The 25771-nt window shown below is 52.1% G+C and carries 24 protein-coding genes and 3 pseudogenes; 10 read left to right on the top strand and 17 right to left on the bottom strand.

Annotation, left to right across the window (positions count from 1 at the left end; genetic code table 11):
- A complete protein-coding gene (locus H7A79_RS07205) occupies positions 1–558 on the top strand; it encodes a FixH family protein (RefSeq protein ID WP_135037687.1) in 558 nt (185 codons plus the stop codon).
- A gap of 43 nt (positions 559–601) precedes the next feature.
- Here H7A79_RS07205 and H7A79_RS07200 read toward each other — a convergent pair.
- From H7A79_RS07200 to H7A79_RS07170, 7 genes and pseudogenes are all read right to left on the bottom strand, one after another.
- Positions 602–1207 (bottom strand): annotated as a pseudogene (locus H7A79_RS07200) (IS1595 family transposase).
- Positions 1208–1230: 23 nt separating this feature from the next.
- The gene (locus H7A79_RS07195; protein ID WP_187000374.1) at positions 1231–1881 is read right to left on the bottom strand and encodes an IS1595 family transposase; all 651 of its coding nucleotides are present in this window, start codon (positions 1879–1881) and stop codon (positions 1231–1233) included.
- A 455-nt stretch (positions 1882–2336) separates the two neighbouring features.
- Positions 2337–2678, bottom strand: a complete 342-nt coding sequence (locus H7A79_RS07190; protein ID WP_187001505.1) for a hypothetical protein — start codon at positions 2676–2678, stop codon at positions 2337–2339.
- Between the two features lie 16 nt (positions 2679–2694).
- Entirely contained in the window at positions 2695–3111 is a 417-nt protein-coding gene (locus H7A79_RS07185) for a nuclease-related domain-containing protein (protein ID WP_135034298.1), read from the bottom strand.
- Positions 3112–3291: 180 nt separating this feature from the next.
- Positions 3292–3828 (bottom strand): annotated as a pseudogene (locus tag H7A79_RS07180) (transposase).
- A 196-nt stretch (positions 3829–4024) separates the two neighbouring features.
- Positions 4025–6883 carry an excinuclease ABC subunit UvrA gene (gene uvrA / locus H7A79_RS07175; RefSeq protein ID WP_187001504.1) on the bottom strand — a complete coding sequence of 953 codons (2859 nt, stop codon included), beginning with the start codon at positions 6881–6883 and terminating at the stop codon, positions 4025–4027.
- 127 nt (positions 6884–7010) lie between these two features.
- Complete coding sequence (locus tag H7A79_RS07170; RefSeq protein WP_187001503.1) at positions 7011–8414, bottom strand: SLC13 family permease; 1404 nt, start codon at positions 8412–8414, stop codon at positions 7011–7013.
- Positions 8415–8631: 217 nt separating this feature from the next.
- On the opposite strand from H7A79_RS07170, the pseudogene H7A79_RS07165 reads away from it, so the two are divergent.
- Positions 8632–9869 (top strand): annotated as a pseudogene (locus tag H7A79_RS07165) (MFS transporter).
- Positions 9870–9976: 107 nt separating this feature from the next.
- On the opposite strand, the gene ribBA reads toward H7A79_RS07165, so the two are convergent.
- The gene (ribBA, locus tag H7A79_RS07160) at positions 9977–11068 is read right to left on the bottom strand and encodes a bifunctional 3,4-dihydroxy-2-butanone-4-phosphate synthase/GTP cyclohydrolase II (RefSeq protein WP_187001500.1); all 1092 of its coding nucleotides are present in this window, start codon (positions 11066–11068) and stop codon (positions 9977–9979) included.
- A 325-nt stretch (positions 11069–11393) separates the two neighbouring features.
- Positions 11394–12353: an acetyl-CoA carboxylase carboxyltransferase subunit alpha gene (locus H7A79_RS07155; protein WP_187001648.1), complete on the bottom strand. Its 960-nt coding sequence runs from the start codon at positions 12351–12353 to the stop codon at positions 11394–11396.
- Positions 12354–12626: 273 nt separating this feature from the next.
- Here H7A79_RS07155 and H7A79_RS07150 point away from each other — a divergent pair, with 273 nt between their 5' ends.
- From H7A79_RS07150 to H7A79_RS07140, 3 genes are all read left to right on the top strand, one after another.
- Positions 12627–13028 (top strand): RNA-binding S4 domain-containing protein, encoded by a 402-nt coding sequence (locus H7A79_RS07150; protein ID WP_187001499.1) that lies wholly within the window; start codon positions 12627–12629, stop codon positions 13026–13028.
- A gap of 202 nt (positions 13029–13230) precedes the next feature.
- Positions 13231–13494, top strand: coding sequence for a hypothetical protein (locus H7A79_RS07145; RefSeq protein ID WP_187001498.1), 264 nt, complete (start codon positions 13231–13233; stop codon positions 13492–13494).
- Positions 13495–13558: 64 nt separating this feature from the next.
- On the top strand, positions 13559–14818 hold the full coding sequence (locus tag H7A79_RS07140; protein ID WP_187001497.1) for an RsmB/NOP family class I SAM-dependent RNA methyltransferase: 1260 nt from the start codon (positions 13559–13561) through the stop codon (positions 14816–14818).
- A 141-nt stretch (positions 14819–14959) separates the two neighbouring features.
- Here the strand turns inward: H7A79_RS07140 and H7A79_RS07135 are convergent, their stop codons facing one another.
- Positions 14960–15610, bottom strand: coding sequence for a DedA family protein (locus H7A79_RS07135; RefSeq protein ID WP_187001496.1), 651 nt, complete (start codon positions 15608–15610; stop codon positions 14960–14962).
- 204 nt (positions 15611–15814) lie between these two features.
- Between H7A79_RS07135 and hda the strand changes: the two genes are divergently transcribed.
- The 4 genes from hda (at position 15815) to H7A79_RS07115 (ending at position 18145) form a co-directional block, all read left to right on the top strand.
- Positions 15815–16477, top strand: a complete 663-nt coding sequence (gene hda / locus H7A79_RS07130) for a DnaA regulatory inactivator Hda (protein WP_187001495.1) — start codon at positions 15815–15817, stop codon at positions 16475–16477.
- Positions 16474–17145 (top strand): histidinol-phosphatase, encoded by a 672-nt coding sequence (locus H7A79_RS07125; RefSeq protein ID WP_135034288.1) that lies wholly within the window; start codon positions 16474–16476, stop codon positions 17143–17145. The genes hda and H7A79_RS07125 overlap by 4 nt, the downstream gene beginning before the upstream one ends.
- 16 nt (positions 17146–17161) lie before the next feature.
- Complete coding sequence (gene cutA / locus H7A79_RS07120) at positions 17162–17485, top strand: divalent-cation tolerance protein CutA (RefSeq protein ID WP_135034287.1); 324 nt, start codon at positions 17162–17164, stop codon at positions 17483–17485.
- Between the two features lie 69 nt (positions 17486–17554).
- Positions 17555–18145 (top strand): uracil-DNA glycosylase family protein, encoded by a 591-nt coding sequence (locus H7A79_RS07115; protein ID WP_187001494.1) that lies wholly within the window; start codon positions 17555–17557, stop codon positions 18143–18145.
- 123 nt (positions 18146–18268) lie between these two features.
- Here H7A79_RS07115 and mnmM read toward each other — a convergent pair whose 3' ends face one another.
- The 7 genes from mnmM to yajC form a co-directional block, all read right to left on the bottom strand.
- Positions 18269–18847, bottom strand: a complete 579-nt coding sequence (gene mnmM, locus H7A79_RS07110) for a tRNA 5-(aminomethyl)-2-thiouridylate-methyltransferase MnmM (protein WP_187001493.1) — start codon at positions 18845–18847, stop codon at positions 18269–18271.
- Positions 18848–18922: 75 nt separating this feature from the next.
- A complete protein-coding gene (gene hfq / locus H7A79_RS07105) occupies positions 18923–19210 on the bottom strand; it encodes an RNA chaperone Hfq (RefSeq protein ID WP_135034286.1) in 288 nt (95 codons plus the stop codon).
- 285 nt (positions 19211–19495) lie between these two features.
- Entirely contained in the window at positions 19496–19741 is a 246-nt protein-coding gene (locus H7A79_RS07100) for a hypothetical protein (protein WP_187001492.1), read from the bottom strand.
- Positions 19742–20056: 315 nt separating this feature from the next.
- Positions 20057–21097, bottom strand: a complete 1041-nt coding sequence (locus H7A79_RS07095; RefSeq protein ID WP_187001491.1) for a zinc-dependent alcohol dehydrogenase family protein — start codon at positions 21095–21097, stop codon at positions 20057–20059.
- Between the two features lie 176 nt (positions 21098–21273).
- Positions 21274–22209: a protein translocase subunit SecF gene (secF, locus tag H7A79_RS07090; RefSeq protein WP_187001490.1), complete on the bottom strand. Its 936-nt coding sequence runs from the start codon at positions 22207–22209 to the stop codon at positions 21274–21276.
- Positions 22210–22214: 5 nt separating this feature from the next.
- Complete coding sequence (gene secD, locus H7A79_RS07085; RefSeq protein WP_187001489.1) at positions 22215–24065, bottom strand: protein translocase subunit SecD; 1851 nt, start codon at positions 24063–24065, stop codon at positions 22215–22217.
- A 67-nt stretch (positions 24066–24132) separates the two neighbouring features.
- Entirely contained in the window at positions 24133–24426 is a 294-nt protein-coding gene (gene yajC / locus H7A79_RS07080; protein ID WP_135034281.1) for a preprotein translocase subunit YajC, read from the bottom strand.
- Between the two features lie 174 nt (positions 24427–24600).
- Here yajC and H7A79_RS07075 point away from each other — a divergent pair, with 174 nt between their 5' ends.
- On the top strand, positions 24601–25662 hold the full coding sequence (locus H7A79_RS07075) for a histone deacetylase family protein (protein WP_187001647.1): 1062 nt from the start codon (positions 24601–24603) through the stop codon (positions 25660–25662).
- The last annotated feature ends 109 nt before the right edge of the window (positions 25663–25771 follow it).

The raw sequence follows: 25771 nt of genomic DNA, 5'->3' as shown, positions 1-25771 counted from the left end.
GTGCCCCAAACGCAAAAATCGAAAGTCTGGTATAAAGAACCGTGGCCGTGGCTGCTGATGGCAGGGCCGGTGATTGTGGTGTTTGCCGCCCTCTACACTTTCCACTTAGCCCAAAGCAATTCGGCCGACTTGGTGAGCGATGACTATTATAAAGACGGCAAACATATCGACCTGCAACTGCACCGCGATGAAGAAGCCTTCAAACGCAATATTCACGCACAAGTGTTGGTCAATCCCGATAAAAACGCCGCTAAAGTGCTGGTTAGCGGCAACTTCAACCCGCAGGAACCGCTTAATTTGGTATTGATGCATCCGGCAAAAAAAGCCGAGGATCAAACCGTGAAACTGCAACCCGCGCAAAGTGGGGTATTTTCGGGCAACAAAGCTGAGTACAACGCCGTTTTCAAACCGCTGCCTGACACCCATCACTGGTATGTGCGCGTGGAAGATGCCGGCGGAAAATGGCGAGTAGAAGACAGATGGCTGGTTAATCAAGGCTATGCTGTCAATCTGAAACCGATGGAAAAACTGCTCTCTGCTTCAGCGGCCACACAATGAATCAGATATTTTCTAGGCTCTAGACTAGCAGCTTTATATAAATTTACTTTAAAAGCCCCCAAAGTTCGTGACTCAGTTCATCAGAGTTTCGGTTCCATCGCCATTCGCATTCCTTCAGGTGCAAATCAAAGTTTTTGGTTACGCCGTTGAATTTGGCGGGCCCTCGTTTGGTAAAACTCCAGAAGCTTTCAATACCATTGATGTGCCCGGTACCATCTGCAAACTCATTTTGTCCGTGATTAACGCGCAAATGTTTAGAGTAGCCCGCACCAACCAGGCCGCTGTAACCGCGCCGGCTATCAGAATAAACAACACCCTCCAGAGAGACCTTTCCCAATATAACAGTTTGAAGTGTTTGCTTTTTACAATCAGAAACGATTTCGGTATAAACCCTGCCGTCTCTTTCGAAAATACCAAAGACGGGTTGTTTAAGCGTTCCTCTGCCACGCTTTGACTTGCCATGGAAACCGCGCTACAAATAGCTTTCATCAACCTTTATGCTGCCGTATAACAGGTCTTTTTGCCCGCTTTGGCAGCGGTATATTTCGTGCCTGAACATGCGATACCGGTGGTTGATGGTATTGCGGTTGAAGCCTGTCGGCAAAGCGGTTTTTGAGGCTTCTATACCGACACAAAAATGCTTGATAATTTTTTGGGGGCTGTCCTAGATAACTAGAACAAATCCTGCTTTACTAATTGTTTTAAAATAGAAATTTGAAATTTTATCTCACTGTTGTTAAAACGCCATTCACACTCTTTCAAATACAGTTCCAAATGCTCTTTGGGAATGCCGTTAAACTTGCGTAAATGGCGTTTTGCTTGGTTCCAAAAGTTCTCAATTCCGTTAATGTGATTTTGTCGCTCAGCAAAATGTGTGCTGTGATTGATCCGAAAATGTGAAAATTCGCTCACATCAAGAACGTCATAACTTTTGTAACAATCGGTATAAACAATGCTGTCAGGCTTCACTTGCTCGCGGATAATTGGCAATAAAGTCGCAGTTTGTGTATTGGGTACGGCAACGGTGTAAACCTTACCATTACGCTTCAAAAGCCCGAATACAGCCACTTTGCCAGCCGCACCGCGACCACGTTTGCCTTTGCGTTGTCCGCCAAAATAGCTTTCATCAACTTCTACTTCACCATCAAGCATTTCCAGATGCGGGCTGTTGTGATAGATAAGTAAGCGCAAACGGTGGAAGTAATAGGCAGCGGTATTTTTATTGACGCTAACTAATTGCGCCGCTGTGCGAGCGGTAACACCTGCAACAAATAGTTCAATCAGTTTGTTTTGCTTGTACTGACTTAAACGACTTTTTCTCATAGGGATTATTCTAACCTGAAGTTAAATTTCCCTAGTTATCTAGTACAGCCCCATTTTTTGAGCTGATAGTAACTTAACTTGGTGTTATATTTCATTTTTCTAGGCTAACAGAGCTATTCTGCTAGTCTAGAGCCTTTTCTAATATCTACAATAACCGCAAAGGGTTTGAGATGATAGAAAATTCACGGGATGACTGATGCCGTTAAAATAAAGCTGTCTGAAACTCTTTTCAGACAGCTTGGATAAAGAAGCATAGTCGGTACGTTTGTATCTCATATATCTATATGAAATTGATGTTTTACTCGGGATACGCTTACCCTAGGCAGCAGGTTAGGGCGAAGCGGCAAAAACTCTCAAGAAAATAATAAAACCCAACCGGCACTTGTCCAAGTAGCGGGTATCTCTTTCTGGCATTTATAGCAATAAACATTGCCTTGAAAACGTTTTTTGTTGTGCTAACAAAAAATACCGATATTATAATTAACCTTAATGCCGCATGATGTATAAATCAAATGTTTGGCGGGCTCTGCTTTTTCTACATCAGCATTGTTTTCTGTTACCGAGGATTTTGCAACCAACTGCTTAATAACGGAAACGGGTTCTTTCGTATTGATACACACGAATTCCGTATCCAAAATACCAAAACGGGCAGGCCAATCAATATTTGCAGTTTGGTGCATGGCAGCGAGAGATTCGGCAAAGTTTTGCAGGGTTTTTGTGGAAACCAGCTTGACCACAGAAGTCGTCAAAGCCGGATTGTCCTCGCCGCTTCCAATTTTGTTTTTTGTCTGCTCCACTTTGATGATTCGATCCTTAAATAGACAGTCCGTTTCTTGGAGGTGAAATCTGTGTCGAGTTGGCAATTAAAATCAGGCTAAAAAGTGTAGGTTTTATTTTAGAGTCCAAGCGGATGGGCAAGTTTACTGCGCCGCTGTCAAACGGTTTTTTCAATAGTGTGATATAATGGCTATTTTGCTCAATATGGGAAGGGATACCGTACGGTTTCCTCTGGTAGAAAGCCGAAAATTCCCCTTGATCATTGATGGCGATGCCTTCGTTAAAATTCTTACTTTCGCAGACATAAATTTCTAGGAAACGGTTAATCAACAAATGGTCTATTTGTGCGGTGAATTCATTAAACTCCAAAGGTAAATCGTTAATCACTATCCAATTTTTCAATGCTGCATAATGAAAATTGATCTGATACGCTGCTTCTTTTTCGCCTTTCATTCCCGACTGGATTTTTTGATTTCTTGCCGGATTTTATTTTATGTTTCTAGTGGAATATTTGGCAAAGACAAAAGCTGATTTAACGCGAGCAAGTCGTTTTCACACGGCTCAAATAGTTTAATAATCATCTATATTATCCTTTTTCTCTTATCATTTATTTAGGAGGGACGTAGGTTAGCCCTAAATACCACACCATTTTAGCAATGTTTTTAGCTGCTCACTTGGCGTGTTGAAATTTGGTTTTGACGGTCTGCAAACAACTGGGAATGATTGATGTGCTGGGGTAAATTCACTAACATCCAGAACATCATAGCTTTTGAAACAGCCAGTGTAACCAACGTTGTCGGGCATAGTTTTCTTTTTGATAACAGGAAGTGAAGTATTCCACCTGATGTTTTCCACCGCAAGGGTAAACATTTTGCTTTGCCGTTTCAGGATACCGAAGGCAGTCCATTTTACCCATTGCGCCGCGACCACACCTGCCCTTACACCTTCCGCCAAAGTAGTTCTCATCCCATTCAACTATACCCTCAAAACTTCATCGGCATGAAGCCAAATGATGTGCGGTGTCTTGGCTGATTTTTCGGTAGAACAACATGGCGGGATTGGCTTGGATACTGAGAATATCCGAAGCCAAGCGGGTGATAACCTCCATCATAAAAAACTCAAGCAGTTTTTTCTGTGTGGGCGTTGTAGCTTGCAATGGGTTATCTTCATTTTAGCAGCCTGTCATGACCACTAATTTTACGTCAGCTCCACATTCAATGAAAAAGGTATGCTTGAAACTAGCTAGTTCTAGGCCTTTAACCAATCCACCTGTACCTGAGGTTATTTCTAATGATTTTATTTTTTACAATAAATCTAAATATACATAAATAAACATGCTTTCTTCTGTTAAGTTGTTGAATATTAGTTATTTAACCATTTTACTTTTTAAAATCTCTTTCAAATACCTCCCCGTATAACTTCCCTTAATCTTTACCACTTCTTCCGGCGAGCCTTTGGCAATAATCCGCCCGCCGCCGCCGCCGCCTTCCGGCCCTAAATCGACAATATAATCTGCCGTTTTAATCACGTCTAAATTATGTTCGATAATCACAATTGAGTTGCCTTTGCCTTTCAGACGGCCGATCACTTTGAGCAATAAGGCGATGTCGGCAAAGTGTAAACCCGTGGTCGGTTCGTCCAAAATATACAATGTCCGCCCTGTATCGCGTTTGGAGAGTTCCAACGCGAGTTTGATGCGCTGGGCTTCGCCGCCCGATAAGGTGGTGGCGGATTGGCCGAGGCGGATATAGCCTAAGCCGACATCCATCAGGGTTTGCAATTTACGCGATACGGTGGGCACGGCATCGAAGAATTCGCGGGCTTCTTCTACGGTCATATCCAGCACTTGGCTGATATTTTTACCTTTATATTGCACTTCGAGAGTTTCGCGGTTGTAGCGTTTGCCGTGGCACACTTCGCAAGGCACATACACATCGGGCAGAAAATGCATTTCCACTTTGATCACGCCATCACCCTGGCAGGCTTCGCAGCGGCCGCCTTTAACGTTAAACGAGAAACGGCCGACATTGTAGCCGCGCTCGCGGGCAAGCGGCACGCCGGCGAAAAGATCGCGGATGGGAGTGAACAGGCCGGTATACGTGGCAGGGTTGGAACGCGGGGTGCGGCCGATGGGGGATTGATCGACATTAATCACTTTGTCGAGATGCTCGAGGCCGGTGATATCGTTGTAGGGTGCAGGTTCCTCGTGGGCACGGTTAAGTTCGCGGGCACGGTTAAGTTCGCGGGCGGTGATTTTGGCGAGCGTGTCATTAATCAGGGTGGATTTTCCGCTGCCGGACACGCCGGTGATGCAGGTGATTAAGCCCAACGGTAATTCGAGGGTTACGTTTTTAAGATTATTGCCGCGTGCGCCTTTTAATACCAACATTCTTTCAGGGTTGGGCGGTGTTCTTTCAGACGGCACTTCGATTTTTTTCTTACCGCTCAGATATTGTCCGGTAACGGATTCTCCACAGGAGGCAACTTTTTCGGGCGTGTCGGCAATTAATACGGCTCCGCCGTGTTCGCCTGCTCCCGGCCCCATGTCGATAACAAAATCGGCTTCGCGGATGGCATCTTCGTCATGTTCCACCACGATCACGCTGTTGCCTAAGTTGCGCAAGCGTTTGAGGGTGGCAAGCAGGCGGTCGTTGTCGCGCTGGTGCAGCCCGATAGAAGGCTCGTCCAGCACATACATTACGCCGGTTAAGCCCGAACCGATTTGGCTGGCCAGGCGGATACGCTGGGCTTCGCCGCCGGAAAGGGTTTCGGCGGAGCGGGAAAGATTAAGATAATCGAGGCCTACATTAATCAAAAAGCCCAAACGCTCGGTGATTTCTTTGAGAATTTTTTCGGCAATCTGTTTTTTATTGCCCTCTAAATCGAGTTTTTCAAAAAAATCATGGGTTTGAGTAAGCGGCCAAGCCGAAAGCTCGTGCAGCGGCTGTTTGCCCACATAAACATAGCGCGCTTCTTTTCGCAAGCGCGCGCCGCCGCAACTCGGGCAGGCTTTGTGGCTTTGATATTGCAGCAGTTCTTCGCGCACGGTGGCGGAGTCGGTTTCACGGAAACGGCGCTCCAAGTTAGGAATGATGCCCTCAAAAGCATGACTGCGGTTGAAGATAGTGCCTTTTTCAGAAAGGTAGCGGAATTCGATAACCTCTTTGCCTGAGCCGTGCAGCACCACCTTTTTCACTTTTTCAGGCAGGTTTTTAAACGGCATGCCCACATCAAAACCGTAATGGGCAGCCAGCGATTGAATCATTTGAAAATAAAATTGGTTGCGTTTGTCCCAGCCTTTGATTGCGCCGGCAGCCAGCGATAATTCAGGGTGCAGCACCACGCGTTCGGGGTCGAAAAAGTTCATATTGCCCAAACCGTCACAGGTGGGGCAGGCGCCGGCAGGGTTGTTAAAGGAAAACAGGCGCGGTTCCAACTCGGGCAGGCTGTATGAGCAGACGGGGCAGGCAAACCGGGCAGAAAACCAATGTTCTCCGCCGCTGTCCATTTCCAAAGCCAGCGCACGCTCGCCGCCGTGGCGCAAGGCAGTTTCAAAACTTTCGGCCAAGCGTTGTTTGATATCGGCTTTTACCTTAACGCGGTCAATGACCACATCGATATCGTGTTTGATGTTTTTTTCCAGCTTCGGCACTTCGTCCAACTGAAAAATTTCGCTATCCACGCGCACACGGGCAAAACCTTGCGCCCGCAAATCGGCAAAAAATTCGACAAACTCGCCTTTTCGCCCGCGTACGGCAGGAGCAAGAATCATCACCCGGCTGTCCTCCGGCAACTTCAACACGGCATCAACCATCTGAGATACGGTTTGGCTGGAAAGCGCAAGGCCGTGTTCCGGGCAATAAGGCGTGCCGACCCGGGCATACAGCAAGCGCAGATAATCGTGGATTTCGGTTACCGTACCTACCGTAGAGCGCGGGTTATGGCTGGTAGATTTCTGCTCGATGGAAATAGCAGGAGAAAGCCCCTCGATTAAATCGACATCAGGTTTGTCCATCATCTGCAGAAATTGGCGGGCATAGGCAGAAAGACTTTCCACATAACGCCGCTGGCCTTCGGCATACAGCGTGTCGAAGGCCAAGCTTGATTTACCGCTGCCCGAAAGACCGGTTACCACCACCAACCGGTTGCGGGGAATATCCAGGTCGATGTTTTTCAAATTATGGGTGCGTGCGCCACGAATGCGGATGGTGTCGTTATTGCTCATATCTGCTTAAAGCCGTCTGAAAAAATGAAACTGTATATTGTAGCATTTTTTCAAAATAAACCGCGGAGTTCAAGCGCAAGGGAAAGGCCGTCTGAAAATGTTTTCAGACGGCCTTTCTGCTTTTGAATTATGCGTAGAAAGTGTAGGCCCACAGGGCAACGAGGATGATGCAGAGAATGTTCAGCAGCAAACCCACGCGCATCATATCTTTCTGTTTCACCAAGCCTGTGCCGAACACGATGGCGTTGGGCGGTGTGGCAACCGGCAGCATGAAGGCGCAGGAGGCACCAATGCCGATAACGAATACCATCACTTCTTTAGGCAGCCCCATTTGGGCGGCAACGCCGGCAAAAATCGGCACCAACAGTGCGGCAGAAGCGGTGTTGCTGGTGAATTCGGTTAAGAAGATGATGAAAGTGGCTACAATGAAAATGACAACCAATGGATGTGCTAGCGCAAATGTGGTGGCAACCTGCTGGCCGATGGCTTCGGAAGCGCCGGAAACCTGCATCAGGTTGCTCAGGCAGATGCCGCCGCCAAAGAGCATCAACACGCCCCAGTCGGTGTTGCGGGCTACTTCGCGCCAGCGCGCTACGCCGAATACCACCACCGAAACGGCGGCTATCAGGGCAATAACGGTGTCGGGGTTGGAAATGCCGAAAACGTCTTTGATTTTGGCACCGAATATCCACGCGGTAGCGGTGGCGATAAAAATCAGCATGGCGAGTATGCGGTGAAGCGTCCACGGGATATGTTCGGTTTTTACTTCTACGCGCTCGTTTAGGTTGGGGCGCAGAATAATATAAAGAGAAAACAGCATCAGCGGCAGCATCAGCAGCATCATGGGCAGACCCATTTTCATCCAGCCCATAAAGTCTAAGTCTAATGCTTTGGCGGCAATGGCGTTGGGCGGCGAGCCTACGATGGTGCCTAAGCCGCCTATGCTGGCGCAGTAGGCGATGCCGAGTAATACAAACACAAAGGTTTTGCGTTCTTTTTCTTTATCGAGATGATCCATCATGCCCATGGCCAGAGGCAGCATCATGGCGGCAGTGGCGGTGTTGCTGATCCACATTGACAGGAAGGCGGTTACGGCAAACAACATCAGTACAGCCACTTTCATATTGCCGCGTGAGAGTGAAATCAGCCAAACGGCAATTTTTCGGTCGAGCCGCTGCATATGCAGTGCGGCAGCAAGTGCGAACCCGCCGAAAAAAATGTAGATAATCGGGTCGGAAAAGCTGCTCATGGCTTTTTTGATGTCCATGTCCGGGAAACCCAGCAACACAGCCAGCAGTGGCACCATCAGCGCGGTTACGGTGATGTGCACCGCTTCGGTAAACCACATAATCGCCACGAAAACCAACACGGCAATCCCTTTGTTGGCGTTAGTGTCGTAGGGCAGGATATGGTAAATGCCGAAGCTGACGATGGCTGCGACAATGGCGGTAAACAAGCCTTTGAAATCGGTTATCGGCGCTTGTGCACTTAGCAACTCGATGTTTTCTGGTCGGTTTTTATCAGGAGTCATGGTGTAGTTTCCTGTGTATTGGAAAATCGGCAGGCAAGTGCCTGCCGGGTGCCGAGGCTGCAAGGGCAGTATAAGTGTAAGCCGATGTAGCTGTAAAGAATCTGTAAACCAACTGTTGCGGCAAAATGCTTTGCTGCTTGCTTTTTCAGACGGCCTTCGCTATAAATTTCCTTGACTCTGCAAGGTTTCAGGCAGTAACGGATAGAAGGTGTAAAGTATGGAAGCACTCCGGCAATCCCAATACAACCGGCGTTATGTGTGGCTGCCGGTTTTGGCGGCGGCTTTAGTGTTGATGATTACCATGGGCATCAGAATGTCGCTGGGGTTGTTTGTGCAGCCTATGGTGCGCGACACGGCATTGAGCATCTCTGCGGTCAGCTTCGCGATAGCGGTCATGCAGCTGATGTGGGGCGTGTCGCAGCCGATTACCGGTGCGCTCGCCGACCGCTTTGGTGCATGGCCGGTGCTTTTGTGGGGAACGCTGCTGCTGGCAGCCGGTTGCGGGCTGATGCCGTGGCTGCCGGGCACTTGGGGGTGACACTGACAATGGGCGTGATGATTGCATTTGGCGCAGGTGCAGGCAGTTTTTCGATTTTAATGGGCAGGGTGGCCGGCAAAGTGCCGCCGCATCTGCGCGGCACGGCTTCGGGCGTGCTGAATGCGGGCGGATCGCTCGGGCAGTTTCTGTTTGCGCCGCTGGTGCAGGGGCTGGTTCTGCTGCCTGCCGCAGGCTGGCGCGTTGCCGCCTATGCGTTGGCGGCAGCCGGGTTGCTGGCTTTGCCTCTGGCGCGCCTGCTCACGTGCGGTGATGCCGCAACCGTTCAGACGGCCTTTGAGCCGGACGGCAGCCAAACCTTGAAGCAGGCTTTGGCGCAGTCGGCCAAAGACCGCAGCTATATTCTGCTACATTTGGGCTTTTTTACCTGCGGTTTCCATATTGCCTTCTTGGTCACACACCTGCCCACCGAAGTGGCGCTGTGCGGCCTGCCGCCTGCCGTGGCTTCATGGTCGCTGGCGCTTATCGGAATTACCAACGTTATCGGCAGCCTGATAGTAGGCTGGGCGGTCGGCCGCTGGCGCAGCAAATATCTGCTGTTTGCAATGTATGCTTCACGCGCGCTGCTGATTGCGGCGTATTTGGTGATGCCGCGAACCGATGTAGCGTTTTATCTTTTTGCGGCAGGGTTGGGCTTGACTTGGCTGGCTACGGTGCCGCCCACTGCCGCCATTGTCGGCAAACTGTTTGGTGTGCGTTATTTGGCTACCTTGTTCGGGCTGACTTTACTCTCTCACCAGATCGGCGGTTTTTTCGGAGCTTATCTCGGCGGCACGGCCATCACCGCATTCGGCGACTACGGCTGGATGTGGTATGCCGATATGGCATTGGCCGCAGCGGCGGCGTTGCTGAACCTGCCGATTCGTGAAAGCAAAATAGTGCGGGCAGAGAAAGGGTAAGTTGGACGGGTTTGCCGTTTACCCGGATTGGAGCATGTTTTCAGATGGCCTCAGCGTTTCAGACGGCCTCGAAATAACAACAGGGCGGTTGTTTGCCGCCCTGTTTTTTATGCGCCTGCGGCTTCTTCGAAACCCGTTACCTCCAGCCCGAATCCGGTCAGCCCGTTCATAGAAGAGGGCTTTCCCATCACGCGCATTTTCTGCACATTGAGGCCGGCGAGAATCTGCGCGCCGATGCCGTAGGTTTTCTTATCCCATTTTTTCACTTGGAAACTGTTTTTCGGCAGAGTGCGCTCGAGCAGGGCGCTGCCGTCTTCAGTGCGGTGAAGCAGGATAATCACGCCGCTTTCGGCCTGTTGGATGCGTTGCAGCGCGGCGGGCAGCGGCCAGCTATGGTTGGGGTCGGCCTGGAGAAAGTCCATCGCCGAAAACGGCTCGTGCACGCGCACGAGGGTTTCTTTTTCGGGGCTGATGCTGCCTTTTACCAGCGCCAGATGGGTTTCGCCGGAGAGTTTGTCGACATATACATGCTGCCGGAATCCGCCCCACGGGGTTTGCACGGCGGTGTCGCCCATTTCTTCAAGCAGGCTTTCGGTGCGGCTGCGGTATTCGATTAAATCGGCGATGGTGCCGATTTTGAGGTTGTGCTCTTCGGCGAACTTCATCAATTCGGGCATACGCGCCATGGTGCCGTCATCGTTGAGGATTTCGCAAATCACGCCGGCGGGGGTGAGGCCGCTCATCTGCGCCAAATCAACGGCGGCTTCGGTGTGCCCGGCGCGCACAAGCACGCCGCCTTTTTGTGAGCGCAGGGGGAAGATGTGCCCGGGCTGGACGATGTCTTCGGGTCGGACGGCGGGCGATACGGCCGTCTGAATGGTAAGCGCGCGGTCGGCAGCGGAAATGCCGGTGGAGATGCCGTGGGCGGCTTCGATGGATACGGTGAAGTTGGTGCCGTATTGCGCACCGTTTTTCTGCGTCATCTGCGGCAGTTTGAGACGCTCGACCAGTTCATCGTTCATCGGCAGGCAAACGAGGCCTCGGGCGTGTTTGATCATGAAATTGACGGCCTGCGGGGTAACGAATTGGGCAGCCATCACCAAATCGCCTTCGTTTTCACGGTCTTCTGCATCGGTGATAATCACCATTTTGCCGGCTTTGATGTCGGCGAGGATTTCGGGAATGGGGGAGATGTTCATGGGTAGCCTTTGGTATCGGTTTGTGGTTTCAGCAGCTGCGGCCGATTGTAATGGCCGCAGGGTAGGTTGGCTATATGGCGAACCCACTTTATTTTCTGCTACGGGCAAACCGCAAGCAGTGCAGACCTCACGAAACCGCTTTTGTTGCCGCCCCGGCGGCCGGTAAAGCGTCTTTTCGGGCTAAGTTGCCGCAACGCCATAACGGCAGTAAAGCGGATTGATTGTAGAAGCAAATACCGTGGCGGCAAATGCTTTAAAAATAGTTGCATGGCCGTCTGAAAAAACAAGAGCAGGTATCGAAGCCTGTTCTTGTGTTGCGGGTGGCTTATTTTTCGGCAAACCGGCCGTAAGCCATAATGCGGTCGAAGCGGCGGGTGAGCAGGTCGGCCATGGGCATATCTTGTGCGGTGCGCAGTTGCTCGGTAAGCACTTCTTTCACGCGCTTGGTTATTTCGGCGTGGTTGCGGTGTGCGCCGCCCAGCGGCTCTTCGATGACGCGGTCAATCAAACCCAAATCGGCCAAACGTTTGGCAGTGATGCCCAGGGCTTGCGCGGCATCGGGGGCTTTTTCGGCGGTTTTCCACAAAATAGATGCGCAGCCCTCGGGCGAAATCACCGAATAAGTGGAGTATTGCAGCATATTCACGAAGTCGCCCACTGCAATCGCCAACGCACCGCCGGAGCCGCCTTCGCCGATAATGGTGCACAACACAGGCACGTGCAGTTTGGTTAATTCATAGAGATTGCGGCCGATGGCTTCGGATTGGTTGCGCTCTTCTGCGCCGATGCCGGGGTAGGCACCGGGGGTGTCGATAAACGTTATCACCGGCAGGTGGAATTTTTCGGCAAGCTGCATCAGGCGCAGGGCTTTGCGGTAGCCTTCGGGGCGGGGCATGCCGAAATTGCGGCGGATTTTTTCTTTGGTGTCGCGGCCTTTCTGGTGGCCGATTACCACCACGCTTTGGCCGTTGAAACGCGCCAAACCGCCGATAACGGCGTGGTCATCGGCAAAATGGCGGTCGCCGTGCAGCTCTTGGAAATCGGTGAAAACAGCGTTGATGTAATCCAGAGTATAAGGGCGTTGCGGGTGGCGCGATACCTGCGACACCTGCGCGGGGGTGAGTTTGTTGAAAATCGACTTGGTCAAATCGGCACTTTTCTTTTGCAGGCGGGCGATTTCTTCGGAAATATCCACGGCAGACTCACCCTGCACGAAACGCAGCTCATCGATTTTTTGAGTCAATTCGGCGATGGGTTGTTCAAAATCCAGAAAAACGGGTTTCATAATCATGCTCTTATTCGTTAGGATTCAAACGTAATGATACGCTAAGGAAACGGCTTTGGCAGCATCTGCCGCGAAATTCCAAAATGCCGCGGGTTGCCGCACGGCTGCGGTTGCCCTGCGGGATATTGACCGCCGCGCGCCCAAACTGTTCAGACGGCCTTTGCGCGCTGAAATTGCTGTTTGCCGGCGGGGGGCGTTTTAGTGCAAAAGCTCCCGATAAGATTGCGTATCTTATGCTAAACTCGGCCGCACATCAATCAATACGGCACCATTATGGACAATGCTCGCAACAACGCCGCCATGCGCCTCGACAAGTGGCTGTGGGCGGCGCGTTTTTTCAAAACCCGCGCGCTGGCGCAGAAGCATATCGAGCTCGGGCGCGTGCAGGTGAATGGAGCGAAGGTGAAAAACAGCAAAAATATCAGTGCGGGCGACACGGTGGATTTAACGCTCAATTCACTGCCCTACAAAATCAGGGTGCTGTCGCTCAACCACCAGCGCCGGCCTGCGCCGGAGGCGCGTATGCTGTATGAAGAAGATCAGGAGACCGCCTGCCGCCGCCAAGAGCAGAAGCTGCTCGACCAGGCAAGCCGTGCCAGCGCGGCTTATCCGGACGGCCGCCCCACCAAGCGCGACCGCCGCCAAATCGACAAAATCAAGCGCGGCGGGTGGTAAGCTTTATGAGCGGCGTTTTTCAGACGGCCTGTTTTAATATCGAAACAGGATAATCGAACCTTCCGGCCGTCTGAACAACACCGGCAGGCCGTCTGAGCGGGGTGGCGGGACTTCCGCCGCATTCTTTCGGCAGCAGGCTGCGGCACCATAAAAAAACGGCATCCGCAGCCGCGCAAGGCTGCGGCAGATGTTGGGCAGGAGCATGAATATCGGCCGGTTGGCCGGTTTGCCCGATGAGGGGAGAAGCCGATTTTCAGGCCGTCTGAAAAGCCGCGAAAGTGCGTTTTCAGACGGCCTCAACACGGTTGCCGGGCTGCTCGGCGGCTGTTCGAACAAATGCACCCGCATTAGGGCGGTGAAGCCCCGCTGTGATTCGGAGCCGTGCTCAAAGCGGCTTGGCCTTGTGCAGGCCAAACTGACGGCAGGGCGGCTGCCGGTGTGCGGCTGTCTGAAACCGCCTGCCTGAGGTTACGGAACTGCGGCGGTTTCACGTATAATCCGCCGCTGATTCTCCCCACATTAAAACCGCCATGACCCCAGCCCGACTCGACCACACCGCCGCCGTACTGGCCGGTATGCTTACGTTCAAACAGCCTGCCGATGCGGTTCTTTCCGCCTATTTCCGCAACCACAAAAAACTCGGCCGCCAAGACCGCCGTGAAATTGCCGAAACCGCTTTTGCCGCCCTGCGCCACTATCAGAAAATTTCGGCGGCCCTCGACCGCCCGCACACACAGCCGCGCAAGGCTGCGCTGGCTGCGCTGGTGTTGGGCAGAAGCATGAATATCAGCCGGTTGGCGGGGCTGATCGATGAGGCGGAAGCCGATTTTTTAGGCCGTCTGAAAAGCCGCAAAAACGAGTTTTCAGACGGCCTGAATACCGCCGCCGAGCTGCCCCGGTGGTTGATTGGGCAAATGCGCCCGCACTATAGCGATGAAGCCCTGCTCGCGTTCGGGCGCAGCATCAACTGCTCCGCGCCGCTGGATCTGCGCGTCAACACCCTCAAAGGCAGGCGCGATAAAGTGCTGGCCGCGCTTCAGGCCGAAGGTTTAAACGCCGAAATGCCGCCTTATTCGCCGTGGGGTATCCGTTTGCACGATAAAGCCGCGTTCAACAGGCACCCGCTGTTTCTTGACGGCACGTTGGAGGTGCAGGACGAGGGCAGCCAGCTGCTCGCGCTGCTGCTCGGCGCCAGGCGCGGCGAAACCGTGGTGGATTTCTGCGCCGGCGCGGGCGGCAAAACACTGGCCGTGGGCGCGATGATGGCCAACAAAGGCCGCATTTATGCGTTTGATGTTGCCGAAAAACGCTTGGCCAATCTCAAGCCGCGCATGGTGCGCGCGGGTTTGACCAACATCCACCCCGAGCGCATCGGCAGCGAAACCGACCCGCGCATCGGCCGTCTGAAAGGCAAGGCCGACCGTGTGTTGGTGGATGCGCCGTGTTCGGGCTTGGGCACCTTGCGGCGCAACCCCGATCTGAAATACCGGCAGTCGCCCGAAACCGTGGCCAAGCTGCTGGCGCAGCAGCACAGCATTCTCCATGCTGCTGCTGCCCTGGTGAAAGCGCACGGCCGTTTGGTGTATGCCACATGCAGCATTTTGCCGGAAGAAAACGAGCGGCAGGCGGAGCGTTTCCTTGCGGAACACCCCGAATTCGAGCCGGTGGACTGCGCCGGCCTGCTGGCTGCGGCCAAAGTAGATTTAAACACAGGAGCGTATCTGCGTTTGGACACCGCAACACACCAAACCGACGGCTTTTTCGCTGTGGTGATGCAGCGCAAAGGTTAGGGCGGTTTTCAGACGGCCTCAATTCAGGCGGGGATATACCCCGCCGGCAACATGAATAACGAAATAACGGATATTTCAGACGGCTTCAACGGTTTTGGTAAAACTTCGGCACACAGCCTTTGAAAAACAGCGCGTTGCAGATTATTCGCCGTGTTTGCCCGCGTGCCGGGCGCGGATAATTTCGATAACGCCGGGCAGTACCGAAATCACGATAATCGCGCCCAGCACCAGGCCGAGATTGTTTTTCACCACCGGGATATTGGCGAAGAAATAGCCCGCATAAGAAAACAGCACCACCCACAACATGGCGCCGATAACGTTGTAGCGGATAAAGCGGCCGTAGTGCATATCGGCCATGCCGGCCACAAACGGCGCAAACGTGCGCACGATGGGCACGAAGCGGGCGATGATGATGGTTTTGCCGCCGTATTTTTCGTAAAACCGGTGGGTTTTGTCGAGATAGCTGCGCTTGAAGATCTTGGAATCGGGATTGGCAAAGAGTTTGGCACCGAAATATTTGCCGATGGCGAAATTGACCGCATCGCCGACAATCGCTGCCACAATCAGCAGCAGCACCATCATATGAATGTTCATCCCGCCGATAGCGGCAATGCCGCCTGCGGCAAACAACAGCGAGTCGCCCGGCAGAAACGGTGTAACCACCAAGCCGGTTTCGCAGAAAATAATCAGAAACAAAATGGCGTAAATCCAAGCACCATATTGCGCGGCCAGTTGGGTGAGGTGTTGGTCGATGTGCAGAATAAAATCGATAACCGATGAAATAAATTCCATTTGAAGCGTGCTTTCGGAGTGTTTTTTAAGGCGGCCGTCTGAAAGCGGCGGCTGTGCCCGGGTTGTGTTCAGACGGCCCAAACGGGGTATAAGGTCTGTTATTTTAAGTGAAAAACCGCAGGCCGCCAAACGGCGCCGCTGCTTGCTGCCGTTTGCTGAAACCGCTTACAATGCAGTGTTTTAAAAAGACGCGCAAACCACGCCGTGAACCAGTTGATTTTTGACTTTGCCTCCCGCGACTACCCTTCGTTTGATAAATTTCTGGGTAGGTCTAACGCCGAGTTGCTGTATATGCTGCAACAAGCGCAGGGGCAGTTTGTTTATGTGTGGGGGCTGCCCGGTTCGGGCAAGAGCCACCTGCTGCAGGCCTGGGTGGCGCAGGCTTCGCAGGCGGGCAAAAACGCTGTTTATGTCGATGCCGCCGACACCCCGCTGGAGGAAACGGCGTTTGAAGCCGAATATCTGGCGGTAGATCAGATAGACAAACTCGACAGCAGCGGGCAGGCGGTGCTGTTTGAAATATTCAACCGCTTGCGCAACAGCGGCTGCGGATTTTTGCTGCTCAGCGGCGGGGTGCCGCCGCACGCGTTGGTGTTGCGCGAAGATTTGCGCACCCGTATGGGCTATTGTTTGGTTTACGATGTCAAACCGTTGAGCGACCAAGAAAAAATCGATGCGTTGGTGAGTATGGCCGCTGCCCGTCAATTGGTGGTGGAGCCTGAAATCTTTCATTATCTGCTCAATCATTGGCGGCGCGACACCGACAGCCTGATGCAGATGCTCGATACCTTAGACCGCTATGCCGTTTCAATGGGCAAGCGCATCACCCTGCCGTTGTTGCGGCAGCTTCTGAAGGAGCAGGCATGAAAAACCTCGCCATTTTCGATTTGGACAACACTTTAATCAACACCGATTCCGACCACGCGTGGCCGCAATATCTGATTCAGAAAGGCGTGGTCGATGCCGCATACACCCGCGCCCAAAACGATAAGTTCTACCGCGACTACCAAAACGGCTGCCTGAATATCGATGAATTTCTGAAATTCCACTTGGAGCCGCTCGGCCGGTTCAGTAAAGAAGAGTTGGTCGAGATGCACGGCGAATTTACTGCCGCTTTTATTATCCCGCATATTTCGCCCATGCAGAAAATGCTGGTGGAGAGCCACCGCAGTGCCGGTGATGAATTGCTGGTGATTTCATCGACCAACGAATTTATCATCACCCCCATCTGCCGCCTGTTCGGCATCGAAAATATCATTGGAACTCGGCTGGAAACCGGTGCAGACGGCCGCTACACCGGCAATTATGTCGGCACGCCCAGCCTGAAAGAAGGCAAAATCACCCGCCTGAACGAATGGTTGGCTGCGCGCGGCGAAACGCTTGCAGACTACGGCAAAACCTATTTTTACAGCGACTCTAAAAACGACCTGCCGCTGCTGCATTTGGTGAGCGACCCAGTGGCCGTTAATCCCGATGAAATATTGCAGCAGGAAGCCGAAGCCCGGGGTTGGCCGGTTTTGAATTTCAAACTTTAACAAAGGCCGTCTGAATATGCTCCGTTTCAAGCCCGTTATCATCACTGCCACCGCGCCGAGCCGCGAAGAAGCCGAGCTTATCGGCCGCTTGTTGCTCGAAAACGGCTTGGCTGCCTGCGTGCAATATGAAAGTGTCAGCAGCCGGTATATGTGGAACGGCCAATTGTGCAGTGGTGAAGAAATCCGCTTGGTGATTAAAACTGCCCGCTGCCATTACAAGGCGGTGGAAAAAATTATTGTGCGCCACCACAGCTATGACTGCCCGCAAGTGCTGATGCAGCCGGTACAGGGTGGTTTTCTGCCCTATTTGAAATGGATGAAGGCACAGTTGGCACGGTAGCGCGCTTTTTAAGCTGTATCCGATCTGCAGGACGGGCTTTCCGCCTGCTTCTGTTTATTGCTCTTGCCGATGACGAACACTACTATAGAAACCCACCCCTTGCCCCCGTTTTTGCCGGCAAACGCCCGATTATTGATGCTTGGATCGTTTCCGCCGCCGCGTACACGCTGGAAAATGGATTTTTATTATCCGAATTTTCAAAACGATATGTGGCGGGTGTTCGGCTTGGTGTTTTTCGGCGATAAAGATTATTTTGTTGAAGCAGGCGGCAAGGCGTTTAAAGAAAGTTTGCTGCGTTCGTTTTTAGCGGAGAAAGGCATTGCTGTCGGCGACACGGCGTATAAGGTACGGCGTTTGCAGGGTAATGCGGCAGATAAATTTTTGGAAATTGTCGAACCGGTGGATTTGGAGGCCGTGTTGGCGTGCATTCCGCGGTGCCGAACCGTGATGACCACAGGTGAGTTGGCTACGGACACATTGCTTGCTCTGATGCCGTCTGAAACTGCCAAGCCGAAAATCGGGGAATATGCCGAAGCGTTGTTTAACGGGCGGAATCTGCGTTTGTACCGCCTGCCGTCATCATCGCGGGCTTATCCGCTGGCATTGGAAAAGAAGGCGGAAGTTTACGGGCATTTTTTCAGGGAAGCCGGTTTGTTGTGAATTTGCCAACTTCGGGGAAGATATAATGAATCAGTTGATTAGGAAGGATCGTGAAAGCGAATGCGCGTTAGCTTGCAGGCCGATTGCTTTATCATCGGAGATACTGTTACCGCCCTAATTTCATCAGGCTTGCCTGATTTTCTGCAACTTTTCAACCGCCAGCAAATAAGGCGGTTGGTTTTGGCGGTTGATAAAACCGTATTTCAATACGGCATATTGCTGCTGCGGTAAATCTGCCGCCCATTGTTCCACGGAATGTGCTTCATGGTATCCGGCATCATGGCCGGGATACAGAACGGCTACCAGCAAACCACCCGGTTTCAGCAATGCTAAGGAAGCCGTTAAAGCGGGTATGCTGGTGGCGGCTTGGGTGGTCAGCATTTTGTTGCCGCCGGGAAGCCAGCCGAAATTAAATACCGCAGCGGATAATGGTTCTTCGACATATTCTGCCAATGTTTCATGTCCTGCGCATACATATTCCACTTTGGTTCGGATGCCGGCATCGGCCAATCGGGCGGCAGTTTGCGCCAGTGCCTGCGCCTGTATGTCAAACGCCCACACTTTTCCTCCGGCGCCAACGCATTGTGCCAGCAACAAGGTGTCGTGGCCGTTGCCTGCGGTTCCATCAAGTACGCTTTCACCGGGGCGGATGCTGCTGCGCAGCAAATGATGGGCGAAAGGCAGAATATTATTTAGCAGCATTATCCGGCCGTCTGAAAAAAGAGATATAAAAAATACCTTACCGCATTGTTTCGGTAAGGTATTTGTATTGCTGCCTTATTCGGCCGGCTGTTGGGTTTCTACCTGAACAGGGGCTGCGGCCTGAGTTTGTTTGTGTTCCTGCTGTTGCAAACTCACTGCACGCGCGGGAACAATGGTGGAAATGGCGTGTTTATATACCATTTGTGTTACCGAGGTGTTGCGCAACAATACGACATATTGGTCAAATGATTCAACCTGCCCCTGAAGTTTGATGCCGTTTACCAAATAAATGGAAACCGGAACATGCTCTTTCCGTAAAGCATTCAAAAAAGGATCTTGTAGCATTTGTCCTTTAGCGGTCATTTTTATACTCCGTTATTATGGTTTTGAAATATTCGGGAAAACACTTTGTGATTGTAGCCCTGAATGCATTTTTTTGCCAACACTATTTCGGTAAGAATATGCAAACGTTTTTGGCGTTGTTTCAAAAATCTTCTAGTTGGAATAGCGGTAATGCGGTAGAGCTCTGCCTGCTACGGAAATACCTATGGTTAAAATCCGGTTGGTATTTTTATGCCGATTGCTTGAAAAAGACAAGCGGCTGACGAGGCAGCCGTTTGTCTGATCCAAACGTTAAAACATACTTTTTTATTTGGTAGGTTTAACGGGAGCGGCAGGCTCTGAGCCGGCGGCAGCATTCGGACGTTCGAAGCCTTTATCTTTCATGCAGGCATCAAAAGCAGCACGGTCTTGGGTGTTGCCTACAGTCTGTTGGCATTCTTGCAGAGCCTGCTCAACGGTGATGTTTGCGGTTTCGGGCGCTTTGTCTTTATTGCTGGAGCAGGCAGTGAGAGCCAGGGCGGTGAAAGCGGCGGCGATTAATACTTTTTTCATGAATACAAGTCCTTTCAATTGAAATGGTTTTCAGCCGTCCGTGAAGTGTCGGACAGGCATGGGCGGCGTTAAGCCATCAAGATGCAGAACCAAGCTGCATTGTGTAGTCAGAGTGGATTTCATTTATTAAGTTTCTAAAAAAATGAAAGAAAGTGCTAATCTCTTATGTAAAAAAACGATCCAAATGTTAAAAAAATAAATTATTTATAATAAAACGTTTTTTAGTGAACTTTATTTCGCAACAAACGCAAAGGCCGTCTGAAAATTTTTCAGACGGCCTTTGTCAGCTTGGTTTCATATTATCCTGCACGCAGGTCAGTCTGCAGTCAGAACCACTTTCATGGCGCCGTTTTCAGCCGCATGTTTGAAAACATCATAAGCTTTTTCCAACTCGCTGAACTTAAAGCGGTGGGTGAGCATTTTGGTGTAATCCACCGAGCTGGTGGAAATCGCTTTCATCAGCATTTCAGTGGTGTTGGCATTCACCAGGCCGGTGGTGATGGTGAGGTTTTTAATCCACAGTTTTTCCAGTTTGAAATCAACCGATGCGCCATATACGCCGACTACGGCCAGATTGCCGCCGGGTTTAACGATATCTTGGCACATATTCCAAGTGGCGGGGATGCCCACTGCTTCGATGGCGGTATCAACGCCGTCTTCGCCGACAATACCGGCCACCTGTTTGGCTACATCGCCTGATGCAGGGTTGACGGTGTGGGTAGCGCCCAATTCTTTCGCCAGCTTCAGGCGGTTTTCATCCATATCGCACACAATCAGCACGGAGGGGCTGTATAACTGCGCGGTCAGGAGTGCCGACATTCCCACGGGGCCGGCACCTGCGATAAACACGGTGTTGCCGGGTTTGACATCGCCATATTGAACGCCGATTTCGTGGGCTGTGGGCAAGGCATCGCTCAACAGTAGGGCAACTTCTTCATTTACATTGTCGGGCAGCGGAATCAGGCTGTTGTCGGCATAGGGTGTGTGCACATATTCGGCCTGGGTGCCGTCTATCATATAGCCGAGAATCCAGCCGCCGTTGCGGCAGTGGGAATACAGTTGTACTTTGCAGTTATCGCAGGTGCAGCATTTGCTGACGCACGAAATGATAACTTTATCGCCTTTTTTAATATTGTTTACTGCTGAGCCGACTTCTTCAACGATGCCGATGCCTTCGTGGCCGAGAATGCGCCCTGGCTCGATTTCAGGGTTTTTGCCTTTCCAAATCCCCAAGTCGGTGCCGCAAATGGTGGTTTTCACGATTTTCACGACTGCATCGGTGGGGTCGATAATTTGCGGCTTGGGTTTCTCTTCAAAACGGATGTCGCCCGCGCCGTAATAAGCCATTGCTTTCATATTGAATCCTTTCAGAGTGGTTGGACAGTAATGCGGCCCGTTATAGAGCAAACGCTGGTTTGTGTAAAATTTTATTATAAAATTCAATATGTTATATTGTATCAAATAGTGGTGGATCATATTAAAAAGCCGTCTGAAAACAATTGCTTTCAGACGGCCGTACGGCAGGGAATGCGTTAAACCACGGCTTCTTCTTTCTGCTTTTGCGGTTTGACCAGGTTTTCCCGGCTTAATCCGAACATCAGCAGCATCGGGCTGGCCACCAGCACAGAAGAGTAGATGCCGAATACGATGCCGATGGTTAGTGCCATGGAGAAGCCGTGCAGCGCGGCACCGCCGAAAATCAGCATGGAAAGTACCATGGCCTCGGTGGAGCCGTGGGTGATGATGGTGCGGCTCATAGTGGCGGTAATGGCGTTGTCGATAATCTGCGGCACGGTTTTATTGCGCATTTGAGGTTTGCGGAAATTTTCGCGGATACGGTCAAACACCACCACCGATTCATTCACCGAGTAGCCCAGCACCGCGAGAATACCGGCCAGCACGGTGAGTGAGAACTCCCATTGGAAAAAGGCAAAACAGCCGAGAATAATCACAATGTCGTGCATATTGGCGATAATTGCCGAAACAGCAAAACGCCACTCGAAGCGCACGGAAAGGTAGATAATGATGCCCGCCACCACCATGCCCAGCGCCAAAAGGCCGTTGGTTACCAGCTCGTCGCCTACCTGCGGGCCGATGAATTCAACCTGGCGCAGGGTAACATCGGGGTTGTCTTGTTTGAGCAGGTTCATCACATTGTTGGACAGCTGGGCAGAAGGCACGCCTTCTTTGTTCGGCAGGCGTATCATGATGTGCCGGTTGGTGCCCAATGCCTGCACTTGAACATCGCCCAGCTTCAGCGTGTCGAGGCGCCCGCGCATTTTGTCGATGTCGGCACTTTGCCGGTATTGCACTTCCATTACCGTGCCGCCGGTAAATTCAACCGAGAAGTTCAAGCCTTTGGTAACCAGAAAAAAAACGGCGGCGATAAATGTTACCAGTGAGATAAACGTTGTGAGCTTGCCATAGCTCATAAACGGAATATCGCGTTTGATTTTGAATAGTTCCATATTGCTTACTCCTTGCCGGCCGTTTCGGTTTCGGGTTTCCACACCGAGCCGATAGAAATACTTTGCAGTTTGCGGCGGCGACCGTACCACAGATTAACCAGCGCGCGGAACACCACAACCGAAGAATACATCGAAGTGAGAATACCCAAGCAGTGCACCACGGCAAAACCGCGTACGGGGCCGGAGCCGAAAATCAGCAGGGCGATACCGGCAATCAGCGAAGTGATATTGGAATCGACAATGGTTGCCCAAGCGTGCTGAAAGCCTAAGTTGATGGCCTGCTGCGGCGGCGTACCCGCACGCAATTCTTCGCGGATACGCTCGTTAATCAACACGTTGGAGTCGATTGCCATACCCAGCGTCAAGGCCAGCGCAGCAATGCCGGGCAGTGTCAGCGTGGCTTGCAGTGCCGACAGAATCGCTATCAGAAAGAGAATATTGGTGGTAAGCGCGATGGTGGAAAACACGCCCATCAGCCGGTAATACACCACCATAAAGGCAGCTACGGCAGCAAAACCCCACAGGGTAGAATTGAAGCCTTTAGCAATGTTTTCTTTGCCTAAAGACGGGCCGATGGTGCGCTCTTCCACGATTTCCATCGGAGCCGCCAGCGAGCCGGCGCGCAACAGCAGCGAGGTATCGTTGGCTTCGGCAGCACTCATGCTGCCGGAAATTTGAACGCGGCCGCCGGTAATGGCAGAACGGATAACAGGCGCGGTAACCACCTCCGCTTTGCCCTGGTCAATCAACACCATTGCCATGCGTTTGCCCACATTTTGCGAGGTGAGTTCGGCAAAGATATTGCCGCCGGTGCTGTCGAGATTGATATTGACGGCGGGCGCGCCCATTTCATCAAAGCCCGGTTGGGCATCGTTGATGTTGTCGCCGGTAAGCTCGACCTGCCTGCTCACCAAAGTGGGGTGCGGCTGCTCGCCCGCGCTGTAAAGCAATTCGTAACCTGAGGGAACATTGCCTGCCAAGGCCGTCTGAACTTGGGCGGGATCATCGGAAACCATGCGCACTTCCAGCGTGGCGGTGCGGCCGATAATGTCTTTAGCTTTGGCGGTATCCTGCACGCCCGGCAACTGCACGACAATGCGTTCCGCGCCTGCCTGCTGAATCACCGGTTCGGCCACGCCCAATTCGTTTACGCGGTTGTGAAGGGTGGTGATATTTTGTTTGAGCGCATCGTTGCGCACTTTGTTGAGCACATCCTGCGACAGCGTCAGCACCAGATTGTTATCCTGCGGGGTCAGCGTGGCTTCGGGAAAATAATTGCGAAGCTGCGGCAGCGCTTTCTGTAAGTCGGCGCGGTCTTGAAACGGCACAATCAAGCTGTTTTCGGTTTGGCGCACGGTGCCGGTGCGGATTTTCTGGCGGCGCAGTTCGCGGCGGATATCGCCAGAATAGCGCTCAAAGGTTTTCTGCAAGGCAGCTTTCATGTCCACCTGCATGGTGAAGTGCACACCGCCGCGCAGATCCAAGCCCAAAAACATCGGGTTGGCCTTGATTTTAGCCATCCACTCGGGGCTGTCGGCCAGCAGGTTGAGCGCGGTGATATAGCCTTCTCCCATGGTGTTTTCAATCACATCTCGGGCTTTAAGCTGGGTTTCAGTGTCTTTGAAGCGCACTTTCAGCGAATTGTCGGCCACAAACATACCATCGGTTTGAATGTTGGCAGCTTTGAGTGCGGCGGCTACGCGCGCTTCAGTTTGATCGTTAATGATGATGGATTGTCGGTTGGTGGATACTTGCACTGCCGGGGTTTCGCCAAACAGGTTGGGCAGGGTATAGATGATGCCCAAAATAACCGTGGCGGCAATCAACAGGTATTTCCAAAGCGGATAACGGTTCATATTAAACCTTTATTTTATAAATACAAACAGCCGCAGCACGAATGCAGCGGCTTTTCAAGCAGCAGGCTTATTCGACTTTGCTGGCGATGGCGTTGCGCTCCACTTCAACTTCTACCCCGCGCGCAATTTCCACAGTAAAAAACTGCTCGCCCACTTTGTTGACTGTGCCTTTGAAGCCCGAAGCCAAAATAACCTTGTCGCCGCGCTTGAGTTCGGCCAACATTGCTTGGTGGGCTTTGAATTTCTTTTGCTGCGGGCGCATAATCAGAAAATAAAACACCACCAAAATCAGCACCAGCGGGGCAAACTGCATCAACATACTCGGTTGGGCGGCATCGGCAGCATAAGCAAAATCAATCATGTTTTCATTCCTTAAATTGTTGGCAGGCAGCAAACAGTTTGGATTGCCGCTAAAAGTAAGCTATTCTAAAGGGCAGGGCGGATTTTTCCAAGAAATTTCCGTATGGCAGGGCTTGAAATGATGCAAAGGCCGTCTGAAAAACATGCAGCGGCGTTGAAAACGGAAAGCACGGCAATGAATATCGTTAAATATATGCGCACCAAATTGCGCCGCCTGCTGGGTCAAAAGGCCAAAACGGCGTGGATCAGCCATCCGCTGTTTCTACAGCACGAACCGGATACCGGTCATCCCGAATCGCCGAAGCGGATCGCAGCTATTGAAGCAGAGCTTGAAAGACAGGGCATCCGGAGCGTGATGCAGGCCGTGCAGGCGTCAGAAGTGGCCGACAAACAGCTGGCTTTGGTTCACCCGCGCAAATATCTGCGCTTTTTGGAGTCGGTGCAGCCGCCTGCGGGCAAAATCTACCGCCTGGATGGCGATACAGTGATGAGCCACGAATCGTTGCAGGCCGCACGCTATGCAGCGGGTGCGGTGGTGAAGGCGGTGGAAATGGTAATGAAAGGCGAAGCCTTTAACGCCTTCTGTGCCGTGCGCCCGCCCGGACATCATGCCCACAGCGGCAAAGCGGGCGGTTTCTGCCTGATCAACAATGTGGCCGTGGGCGCCATGCACGCCATTGCCAATTTCCGCCTGCAACGCATTGCCGTAGTAGATTTTGATGTACATCACGGCGATGGTACCGAAGAAATTTTCGGCAACGATCCGCGCATACTGTTTTTCAACAGCTTCGCGCAGGGGCTGTATCCGTTTCCAGAGACCGGGCGGAGCAAAGAGCGCAACAGCGTTGAAATCGAGTTTGCACCGCACACCGGCAGCCGCATGTTCCGCAAAGCAGTGCGTGAGCAATGGCTGCCCCGTTTGCAGGCATTCAAGCCGGAGCTGGTGCTGCTTTCGGCGGGTTTCGATGCCCACAAACAAGACGAAACCGGTCGTCTGAACCTGCACGAAGCCGATTTTGCCTGGCTGACCCATAAAATCATGCGCGCGGCCGAGAGCGCCGAAGGCCGTGTAGTGTCGGTGCTTGAGGGGGGCTACACCTTGGAAAGCCTTGCCGCATCGGCAGCAGCGCACCTTTACGTGTTGGCTGCACAGGGCAAACCCGAATGCGTATTGCAATACGACAGGCATCTGCGGCATAGTCTGTCGAAGGGGCGGGGAGGCGGAAAGCGGGTATAAGGTGCTACCGCACCTGCTGCTTTATGGAATGGAAAATATCCGTTGGAGCGCGATGCTCTGCACAACCCGCCGAGGCCGTCTGAAACATCAAAATCATCGTGATTGATGC

Origin of the sequence: Neisseria musculi (assembly GCF_014297595.2) — a bacterium.
Classification (GTDB): domain Bacteria; phylum Pseudomonadota; class Gammaproteobacteria; order Burkholderiales; family Neisseriaceae; genus Neisseria; species Neisseria musculi.
This window is presented reverse-complemented; position numbering and strand designations above follow the sequence as displayed.